We start from the raw sequence: 10,379 nt of genomic DNA on the forward strand, positions 1-10,379 counted from the left end.
CGAATCTTAAAATTCTAATTTTGCACTCCAAGATCGACGCCAAGACGACGGAGGATGAAATTTTAAAATTTGTGGCAGGCGGATACGATCTGCTACTTTGCACCAGCATCGTAGAAAGCGGCATTCATATGCCGCGCGTAAATACGATCATCGTCGAAAACGCCGATAAATTCGGCATCGCCGATCTGCACCAGCTGCGCGGTCGCGTCGGACGCAGCAACAAACAGGGCTTTTGCTACTTTTTGATCGAGGATAAAACCGCTCTCACGCAGGACGCGCTAAAACGGCTCGTAGCGCTTGAGAGCAACTCATTTTTGGGCAGCGGCTCGGTGCTTGCATATCACGATCTTGAAATTCGCGGCGGCGGGAATCTGCTCGGAGAGGCGCAGAGCGGGCATATCGAGGCGATCGGCTACTCGCTTTATCTAAAGATGCTCGAAGAGGAGATCGGCAAGCTGCTAAGCAGAAAGAGCGCTGCTGCGAGCGTGGAGCTTAAAATTTCGGTAAACGCCTTTTTAAACTCGGAATTTATCAGAGAGGATCGCCTGCGGCTGGATCTTTACAGGCGGCTTAGTAAGTGCGCCGAGGCGAGCGAAGTGCTTGAAATTTTCGGCGAGATCGAGGATCGCTTCGGGCGCGCGGACATTTACACTAAGCAATTCATCGATGTGATGATGATTAAGGTTTTAGCTACGAAGCTCGGCTTGCGCGTGATTTCGAGTATGGACGAAAATATCTTGATTACCCTTGCAAACGGCGATAAGGTGCGATTAAAGGCTCAGACGCGCGACGATGACGACGTGATAAGCGAAATTCTGATCTATCTGCGAAGGGAGCTAAAAAATGCGAACTTGCGATGAAAATATCAAAAAAAGCGCGAGCAAAAGCGGGAGCGAAGGGCTAAATTTGGACGCGGCGAGCGGTTTAAATTTAGCTCCGCAAGCCGTCCTAAAAAGCGCCCAGAGCGGCGCCAGCGAGCAAATTTATTTCAGCGATTTTAGCGCGATTGATTGGCGCGGGGTGCAGGTCGTCGCTTTTCGCGCGAATAAAAAGGCGCTAAAGATCGTTCGAGACATCGATTTCATGGGTATTGACGCGCTCGTGGGGTTAGAGAGCCAAAAATTGGCTCTTATAAAAAACACGGACGCCTTCCTACGCGGCGCGAGTGCCAACCACGCGCTGTTGTGGGGCGAGAGCGGTTGCGGCAAATCAAGCCTTGCGAAGGCGGTTTTTTCTAAATTTATCCCGCAGGGCCTTAAGATCATCGAGATCGGCAGGGACGATCTGGGCTATCTCGTGGATATAATCGACGCGATCCGCGAAACAAATTTTAAATTTATCATCTTTTGCGACGATTTGAGCTTCGAGCTCGGCGAGAGCGGCTACAAGCACCTAAAGCCGCTACTTGAAGGCTCACTGGAGCGCGCGCCGCGCAATGTGTTGATGTATGCGACATCCAACCGCCGCCACATCGTAGGCGAATGCGCAAGCGATAACGACGCCGCGCAGATAAGCTGCGGCGAGCTGCACCTAAGCGACGCGGCGAACGAACGAATCAGCCTGAGCGAGCGCTTTGGGTTGCAGCTAAGCTTTTACGGCGGGAGCATGCGGGAGTATTTGGGGATCGTAGATGCCTATTTTGCGGCTGCGCAAGGCATGAACGCGGCGGAATTTCGCCTGAGCTTCGCCGCAAATTTAGACGAGTTGCACGCAAAGGCGCGTGAGTTTGCGATGCTTCGCGCAAGCCGCAGCGGCCGCGCGGCAAAGCAGTTTTTCCTGAGCTTTGGCGAGGAATTTTTTGCAAATTTAAAAGGCGGCGGCAGATGAATACAGCGCGCGAATTTAAATTTGGCGTAAATTTTATCGCAGTGTTAGAGCGCACGCAAAAAATCGCCGCCGCCGCGCGAAATTTTAAAAACGATGCTAGAAATTTCGGAGGCGTGAAATGAGCGCGACCGAGCTTTTTATCGCGCTTTTTCGCGCCGTGAAAATCAAGGATTTTCGCTGGTGGCCCGCGTTTGGAAGCTTTGAGGTGGTCGTGGGGGCGATTTTGATCCAAAATACGGCGTGGCGCAATGCAGACGCGGCACTGCAAAACTTGCGTAGCAAGGGGCTTTTGAGCTTAGAAAGCATCGCCGGGCTAGACGAAGCGGAGCTTGCGGAGATCATCAAAGTAAGCGGATTTTATAATCAAAAAGCTAGGCGCCTAAGCTTGCTTTGCAAAGCGATGATCGCGGATTTTGGGGATTTTGAGAGCTTTAAATCGGGCGTTAGCCGCGAGTGGCTGCTAGCGCGCAAAGGGATCGGTGCGGAGAGCTGCGATGCGATCCTGTGTTATGCGTGCGAGCGCGCGGTGATGGTTGCGGACAGCTATTCGGCACGGCTGCTTGGGGCTTTGGGGTATGAGTTTGAAAGCTACGACGAGCTTAGCGCGTGGCTCGGCGAGCTAGAATTTGGGCGGATCTATGAGTTTGTAAATTCCGCTAATTTTCTCTGCGATGCGGCGGCAAAAGCAGGAAAGCTGGAGAGCGAAAACGACGTGTATGCGCTATTTCACGGGCTTATAGTAGAATTTTGCAAAGCGCATCTGAGAGGTAAAATTTTCGACGAGAGCGCGATGGAATTTTTTGATAATTTAAAATAAATCTTAGTAGTATTTAAAACAAAAAATATTTTAACTGCGCAAGTAGCGACAAATAGGTGATTTTAGATATTGTTGAGCGCCGATATAGCAAAATTTAATTAAAATTACGGCGATAAATTTGGTTAAAAAATCGATATTTAGGGGAGTTTATGACGAAAAGAAAAATTTTGATAGTATTCGGGACGCGTCCGGAGGCCATTAAGATGGCTCTGTTGATAAAGGAATTTCAAAAGCGCGCGGAATTTGAAGTGAAAGTTTGCGTCACGGCGCAGCACAGACAGATGCTTGATCAGGTGCTTGAATTTTTTGAGATCAAGCCCGATTTTGATCTAAATTTAATGAAGCAGGCTCAGGATCTGTACGATGTGACGTCGGGGGTGCTGCTCGGCATGCGCGGGATATTCGAGCGCTACAAACCGGACATCGTATTTGTCCACGGCGATACGACTACGACAAGCGCGGTATCGCTAGCCGCATTTTATCAAAAGATTGATGTGGCGCATGTTGAGGCGGGCCTTAGGACGCACGATATCTATTCGCCGTTTCCGGAGGAGATAAATAGGCAGATTACCGGCCTGATAGCCAAGTATCACTTCGCACCGACTGCGAGCGCAAAAGAAAATCTGCTAAAAGAGGGCAAAAGCGCAAAAAACATAGTAGTAAGCGGCAACACCGTTATAGACGCGCTTTTTTGGACCATCGATAAGATAGAGCGAGATGCGATCTTGCGAGATAAAATTTTATCTTCCATAAATTTTAAATTTCATCTTGGCGAGAGAAAATTCATTCTCGTAACCGGTCATAGGCGGGAAAATTTCGGCGAAGGTTTTATAAATATCTGTGAGGCTCTCCGCGAAATAGCCGCCAATAACGCCGATGTGGACATAGTCTATCCCGTGCATCTCAATCCGAACGTCCAAAAGCCGGTGAAGAAAATTTTATCGGACCTGCCGAATATTTTCTTAATGGATCCGCTGGAATACGACGCGTTCGTGTATTTGATGAGCAAAGCGTATATGATCATCACCGATAGCGGCGGTATCCAAGAGGAGGCGCCGAGCCTTTGCAAGCCCGTTTTGGTAACTAGAAATAGAACCGAGCGCCCCGAGGGGATAGAGGCCGGATGCGTGAGGCTAGTCGGAACGAAGCGCGAAAATATCGTAAAAGAAGCGCAAAAATTATTAAATTCAAAAGATGAATATGATAAAATGAGCCAAAGTATAAGTCCTTACGGCGACGGAAAAGCATGCAGAAGGATACTTGATTTTTTGAAGGAAACATTGTGAAAAAAATTTGTATAGTAGGCCTTGGATACATCGGCCTGCCGACGGCGGCGCTTTTAGCGAGTAAGGGCTATAAAATCCACGGCGCCGATGTAGTGCAAAACGTCGTAGATACGATTAATCAGGGCAAAATTCATATCGTAGAGCCTGAGCTCGGCGAGCTTGTAAAAAAATCCGTAGAAAGCGGAAATTTAAAAGCGGATGTTAAGCCAGATTTCGCAGACGTTTTTATCATAGCCGTCCCGACGCCGTTTCGCGACGGATACGTGCCAAATATCGATTACGTCATAAGTGCGAGCAGGGCGGTAGCGCCCTATATCAAAGAGGGAAATATCGTGATCTTAGAATCCACCTCGCCGGTCGGCACGACGGAGAAGATAGGTCAAATTTTAAAAGATAGCGGCGTAGATACTTCTAAAATTTACATCGCTCACTGCCCGGAGAGGGTTTTGCCCGGTAAAATTTTAAAAGAGCTCACGCAAAACGATAGGATCGTGGGCGGTCTAAATAGGGAAGCTGCTGAGAAAACGGCGGAATTTTATAAGACGTTCGTTAAAGGCGAAATTTTAAAAACGGACGCAAGAACCGCCGAAATGGCGAAGCTCACTGAAAATTCTTTCCGCGACGTGAACATAGCCTTTGCAAACGAGCTTAGCATTTTATGCGATAAATTCGGCATTAACGTCTGGGAGCTCATTTCGCTAGCAAACCGCCATCCGCGAGTTAATATTTTAAACCCGGGCTGCGGCGTAGGCGGGCACTGCATAGCGGTCGATCCGTGGTTTATAGTGCATGCGGGCGGCTACGAAGCGAGGCTGATTAAATCCGCAAGAGAGGTCAATAACCACAAAACAGAGTGGAGCATAGAAAAGATCAAAAACGCTGCTTTGAAATTTGAGCTGCAAAACGGCAGAAAGCCTAAAGTCGCGTGCATGGGGCTTGCTTTTAAGCCCGACATCGACGATTTGCGGGAGTCGCCTGCGCTAAATATAACCAGACGCCTGATCGCAGACGGCGTCGATGTGGTCGCTGTAGAGCCCAATATCAAGGCTCACAAAGATTTTGAGATAGTGGATTATAAAAAGGCTATCGAAATTTCGGATATTATCGTATTTTTGGTCGGACATAAGGAATTTAAAGGGCTGAAAATAGAAAAAGAAGTTTTGGATTTTTGCGGAATTTGTAAATGAGTTTTCAAAAAGTAATAGATAGAGATAACCATCTGAATTTTTTTAGATTACTTTTTGCTTTACAAGTGGTATATATGCACTCGACAGGATGGCTAAAAATACCGCTTTTATGGGGGGGCTACGTGGATAAATTTCTTAGGTTATTTCCCGGCGTTCCATTATTTTTTCTGGTTTCGGGATTTTTAATTACCGATAGTTATTTAAATAGCGGGAATTTAAAAGAGTATTTTATAAAAAGAGCGCTTAGAATATATCCGGCTCTATTCGTAAATATTTTAGTACTTGAGGTAGCTATGTACGTGGGCAAAAATTTTAATGATATCTCGGCATTAAAATACATAGAATACTTCGTGCTGTATGTCATTACCGCCGCTTCAGGCATAGCGGGCTTTATAATCGGTATAAAAAATGATGTTTTATATAATTATGACGGCTTTTTTAGCTCTTATCCGAGCGGCGTTTTATGGACGCTTAGCGTCGAATTATCGTTTTATATCGTCCTTCCATTTATTTTGTGTATTAGGAAGGTGATCATAAGAAATTTGTTGTTAGTTTTCCTATTTTTTACATCAATGATAATTCCAGCAATCGCCGATGAAAATTTTTACTCCGCTTCAAATTTAAATAAGCTTCTTGAGCTTATATGCTTGCCGTTTTTGTGGATATTTATCATCGGCATGGTTATGAGACTTTATTGGCTGGATATAAAAAAATATCTCGTAGGCTACGGCTTATATTATATTGCGCTCTATTTGATATTTTGTTTTGCGGCTATAGAGTTTGGAAGCGGGCTTGGAGATTATAAGAGAGGCTTGGAAATTTCTACTGTATTTCAAATTTTCCTTTTGGCGCTAGTGATCTTTAGTATGGCTTTTTCCTACACAAATTTAAAGATAGCTAGAAGCACAGATCTCTCTTATAGTACATATCTTTATCATATGCTGATAGTTCAAATTCTAATTAGTCTGGGCTTTGGCGGCTCTTTATGGCTATATCTAATAGTAGTAGCCGCGACGCTCACGATAGCTTGCGTTTCTTGGAATTTTATAGAAAAGCCGGCATTGAAGTTAAAACAAATAAAGGTTGTAAAATGATACAAGCAATAGTTAAAAAAGGTAAGGTTTTAGCAGAGCAGATACCGGCTCCAAGCGTTTCAAGGGGATGCGTTCTTATCAAAGTAGTGAATAGCTGCATATCGGCGGGCACCGAGATAAGCGGCGTATCAAATAGCGGAAAGAGCTTGATTAGAAGGGCTTTGGAGCAGCCGGAGAACGTAAAAAAAGTCATCAATATGGTGAAATCCGACGGCATAGCTAGCGTCTATGCGAAGGTAAAAGGTAAGCTTGATAGCGGAAATCCGACCGGCTATTCGCTTAGCGGCGTCGTCATAGCGGTGGGAGAGGGCGTTTCAAATTTTGAAATCGGTGAACGCGTTGCCGCAGCCGGCGCAGGGCTTGCGAATCACGCCGAGTATGTGGACGTGCCGAAAAATTTAGTTATGAAAATGCCGCAGGATATGGACTTTGAACGGGCTTGCACCGTGACGCTAGGCGGCATAGCGATGCAAGGCGTTAGGCGGATCGATCTGAGGCTGGGCGAGACCTGCGTAGTCGTGGGAGCTGGGATATTAGGGCTTCTTGCGGTGCAAATGCTTAAAATTTCAGGAGTGAGGGTTGCTGTTAGCGATTTTGACGATAGGCGCTTGCAGATAGCAAAGGAATATGGCGCCGAGCTTGTCATAAACCCGTCAAAAGACGATTTGTTAGACGTCGTTTCGTCTTGGAGCGGCGGATACGGCGCCGATGGAGTGCTATTTACCGCCGCTACGAGCAGTAGCGAGCCGCTATCTCAAAGTTTTCAGATGTGCAAGAAAAAGGGCAGAGTGGTGCTTGTAGGCGTTGCCGGCATGCAGATCAATAGAGAGGATATGTATAAAAAGGAGCTTGATTTTCTCATCTCCACATCCTATGGGCCGGGCCGCTACGATAAGAGCTACGAAGAGGGGGGGCTTGATTATCCGTTTAGCTACGTAAGATGGACTGAAAATCGAAATATGAGCGAGTATCTAAGGCTGGTAAATGAAAATTTGATAAAGCTGGATAAGCTCATAGATGCAAAATACCCTATCGAGCAGGTAACGGAGGCGTTTGAGTCTTTGCAAACTTCGCAGAATAAGCCGCTTATGGTTTTACTTGACTACGGCGAGGCAAATTTAGCCGAGCTTGATAGCTATCTAAATCATGATAAAAAAATCATCATAAGCTCTGCGCCAGTAAACAGGGATGTGATAAACGTCGCATTCGTCGGAGTCGGCGGATTTGCCACCGGTATGCACCTGCCTAACATCTCAAAGCTTACGGATAAGTATAAAATTTACGCGATAATGAACCGAAGCGGACACAAGGCAAAGGCGGTGGCGCAGCAATATGGAGCGAACTACGCTACTTCAAATTTAGACGATGTTTTAAACGATAAAAATGTCGATCTTGTGATCATCTCCACAAGGCACGATAGCCATGCGGAGCTTACTTTAAAGGCGCTTGAAGCGGGTAAAAACGTATTTGTAGAAAAGCCGCTTGCGACAAACAAAGAGGAGCTTGAAAAGATAAAGAAATTTTACGAAGGGGAAGGCGACAAGCCCCTTTTATTCGTGGGATTTAACAGGCGATTTAGCGCTTATGCAGAGGAGATAAAAAAGCACACGGACGCTAGAATAAATCCTATGATAATTAGATATAGAATGAACGCGGGCTACATACCGATGGATCACTGGGTGCATGAAAGCGGCGGTAGGATGGTTGGCGAAGCATGCCACATAATAGATCTAATGACGGCGCTAACGGGCAGCGAGATACAGAGCGTATTTTCACAGGCGATCACGCCGAGTAATGAAAAATATAGCGCCGAGGATAACAAATCCATCGTTTTAAAATACAAAGACGGCTCGGTGGCAAATATCGAATATTTTGCAAACGGCAGTAAGGAGCTAAGCAAGGAGTTTATGGAGATCCACTTTGACGGCAAGAGCATCGTTTTGGACGATTATAAAAGCCTAAAAGGATATGGAGTGGGGCTGAAAGAAATTTCAACGAGCGTAAGCCAAAAGGGACAGCTCGAAGAGCTTGAGGCGCTATTTGGGGCTCTAAAAGGAAGCAAAAAAAGCTGGCCGATAGAGCTTTGGGATATGGTGCAGACGACGGAGATTTCGTTTTTGATATGAGTTTGTTAGTGCAAGATATACTTAAAAAATACGATAAAATTTTAATAATCGGACCATATCCGCCTCCTCTTGGCGGAGTGTCGGTTTATATTTATAGACTGAGTAGGTCGCTAGATAATTCGCAAGTATTTGATGTATCCAAGAAAGGTTTTAAGAAATATATCGATTTGTTTGCGGTATTGTGCAAAACAAAATTTCGAGCCGTAAATATTCACTCGTTTAGCATGATGATAGTTTTTGTGCTTATGATTGCTAGACTTTTTAAAAATTTTGATTTAATTGCTACTAGCCATAATCCAAGGTTGTTTGAAGAGTCCTCTAAATTTAAGGCATTGGTTTATAGGGTTTTTTTTCATTACATAGATGTTTTGGTGGTGGTTAATAAACACATTTTGGACGATTACAAAAGTAGGAATTTGCATATTCCAAAAAGTATTATAATCGAGCATGCTTTCTTGCCGCCACCGTTAGAGGAGGAAGATAAAATTTTAGCTACCTACCCCGAATCTTTTTACGATTTTATAAAAAGTAAGACGCGAATAATAACGGCAAACGCATTTCAAATATCTTTTTATAAAAATACCGACCTATACGGACTTGATATGTGCATAGAACTTACGGCTAAGCTAAAAAACGTATATCCAAATTTGGGATTTGTTTTCGCACTAGCAAACGAAAAGGTTAATACGGAGTATATAGATAAAATGCATCTGCGTATAAAAGAGTTAAATTTAGAGGAAAATTTTTATTTTCTGACTGGGCAAAAAGAGCTTTGGCCTATATTTAAAAAGGCTAGTTTAATGATAAGACCTACAAATACCGATGGCGATGCCCTTAGTATTAGAGAGGCTTTATATTTTAAATGCCCTGCGATAGCTAGTGATGTATGTGATAGGCCAGAGGGAACAATTTTGTTTAAAAATAGAAATTTAGATGATTTATATGATAAAGTAAAGGATGTTTTATGTTAGATAATGTGATTTTTAGAAAAGATGAAATAATAAAAATATGTTGTGATAAAAAAGTTTTACACCTAGGATTTATACAGCATAAGTTGTATGAACAAAAAATCAAATCAAATGATTGGCTTCATAGCAAAATTGCAGAAGTTGCTAGCTCCTTAGTCGGTTTTGATTATTTGCAAGAAGATGTAGAAATTTTGAAAGATAAATACGGATATATTGCATATTACGCAGATGTTACTCAACTGGATAAGCCTGAATATCAAGATAAATTTGATATTGTGGTATGTGGAGAACTGATTGAACATATTGAAAATCCTGGTTTAATGCTGGATGGTATAAAAAGATTTATGCACGATGAATCATTATTAATTATCACTACGCCGAATCCTTGGTCTAATGAGCGTATTAAGCTAATCAAGTCTGGGAATCTCGAAAATTTATGGTTAAATAAAGAGCATGTTTGTTGGTATAGCTTTGAGACCTTAAAGCAATTACTGGATAGAAAAGGATATGTAGAGAAAAAATATGACTATTATTACTCAGAAAACAAAAATATGTTTTTTAAGACAAAATCCTTTTTAGATTATATTAAAATTTTGAAAAGAATATTAGTATACCGGCTCACTAAAAGACAAAATTATGATGGCCTATTTTTTATTGCTAAAGCAAAGAGTAGAGATGATTAGTAAAGCGAAATGGTTTTTAGATAAAACCTCTCCCATTATTTTCGGTATAGACGATATTACAAATTCAAAATGTCAGTCACGTTTTTTAAGAGAGCAATGTGATTGTGGTTATCTTGGATTAGGCGATGGAGGTCTATACAATTATTTTGTAAACTATTTATTAAATAAATATCCAGAAATTAGAGTTACATATTTTTTGGTAATGAATTCGCACTCAACATATTTAGATAACGGTAAAACTGGATCTATATACAATAATGATGATTTTTTAAAGCTATTAAATTCCATTCTTGGTAGATCTGATGAGATAGCATACCATGGACATAATCATGGATATTCCAATGCTACATTGATGGATAGAAAATGGTGCAGAGAATTTGAGCAGTATTCT

The 10,379-nt window shown here is 43.2% G+C and carries 11 protein-coding genes; all 11 read left to right on the forward strand.

Features of this window, described 5'->3' with window-relative positions:
- The coding region (locus Q0438_RS07335; RefSeq protein ID WP_299189738.1) for a TRCF domain-containing protein at window positions 1-860 on the forward strand (860 nt) is incomplete at its 5' end.
- Complete coding sequence (locus Q0438_RS07340) at window positions 844-1,827, forward strand: ATP-binding protein (RefSeq protein WP_299189740.1); 984 nt, start codon at window positions 844-846, stop codon at window positions 1,825-1,827. The genes Q0438_RS07335 and Q0438_RS07340, both read left to right, overlap by 17 nt.
- Complete coding sequence (locus Q0438_RS07345; RefSeq protein WP_299189742.1) at window positions 1,824-1,949, forward strand: hypothetical protein; 126 nt, start codon at window positions 1,824-1,826, stop codon at window positions 1,947-1,949. The genes Q0438_RS07340 and Q0438_RS07345 overlap by 4 nt, the downstream gene beginning before the upstream one ends.
- A complete protein-coding gene (locus Q0438_RS07350; protein WP_299189744.1) occupies window positions 1,946-2,644 on the forward strand; it encodes a 3-methyladenine DNA glycosylase in 699 nt (232 codons plus the stop codon). The genes Q0438_RS07345 and Q0438_RS07350 overlap by 4 nt, the downstream gene beginning before the upstream one ends.
- A 149-nt stretch (window positions 2,645-2,793) precedes the next feature.
- Window positions 2,794-3,930 carry a non-hydrolyzing UDP-N-acetylglucosamine 2-epimerase gene (wecB, locus tag Q0438_RS07355; RefSeq protein ID WP_299189754.1) on the forward strand — a complete coding sequence of 379 codons (1,137 nt, stop codon included), beginning with the start codon at window positions 2,794-2,796 and terminating at the stop codon, window positions 3,928-3,930.
- Entirely contained in the window at window positions 3,924-5,117 is a 1,194-nt protein-coding gene (wecC, locus tag Q0438_RS07360; RefSeq protein WP_299189767.1) for a UDP-N-acetyl-D-mannosamine dehydrogenase, read from the forward strand. Before wecB ends, wecC begins: the two co-directional genes overlap by 7 nt.
- Complete coding sequence (locus Q0438_RS07365; RefSeq protein WP_299189759.1) at window positions 5,114-6,211, forward strand: acyltransferase; 1,098 nt, start codon at window positions 5,114-5,116, stop codon at window positions 6,209-6,211. Before wecC ends, Q0438_RS07365 begins: the two co-directional genes overlap by 4 nt.
- The gene (locus Q0438_RS07370; RefSeq protein ID WP_299189761.1) at window positions 6,208-8,337 is read left to right on the forward strand and encodes a bi-domain-containing oxidoreductase; all 2,130 of its coding nucleotides are present in this window, start codon (window positions 6,208-6,210) and stop codon (window positions 8,335-8,337) included. The genes Q0438_RS07365 and Q0438_RS07370 overlap by 4 nt, the downstream gene beginning before the upstream one ends.
- Window positions 8,334-9,308: a glycosyltransferase gene (locus Q0438_RS07375; RefSeq protein WP_299189763.1), complete on the forward strand. Its 975-nt coding sequence runs from the start codon at window positions 8,334-8,336 to the stop codon at window positions 9,306-9,308. Before Q0438_RS07370 ends, Q0438_RS07375 begins: the two co-directional genes overlap by 4 nt.
- A complete protein-coding gene (locus tag Q0438_RS07380) occupies window positions 9,302-9,988 on the forward strand; it encodes a methyltransferase domain-containing protein (RefSeq protein WP_299189764.1) in 687 nt (228 codons plus the stop codon). The genes Q0438_RS07375 and Q0438_RS07380 overlap by 7 nt, the downstream gene beginning before the upstream one ends.
- The coding region (locus tag Q0438_RS07385) for a hypothetical protein (protein ID WP_299189766.1) at window positions 9,981-10,379 on the forward strand (399 nt) is incomplete at its 3' end. The genes Q0438_RS07380 and Q0438_RS07385, both read left to right, overlap by 8 nt.

Source organism: uncultured Campylobacter sp. (assembly GCF_938030785.1).
In the GTDB taxonomy this organism is placed as follows: Bacteria; Campylobacterota; Campylobacteria; order Campylobacterales; family Campylobacteraceae; genus Campylobacter_B.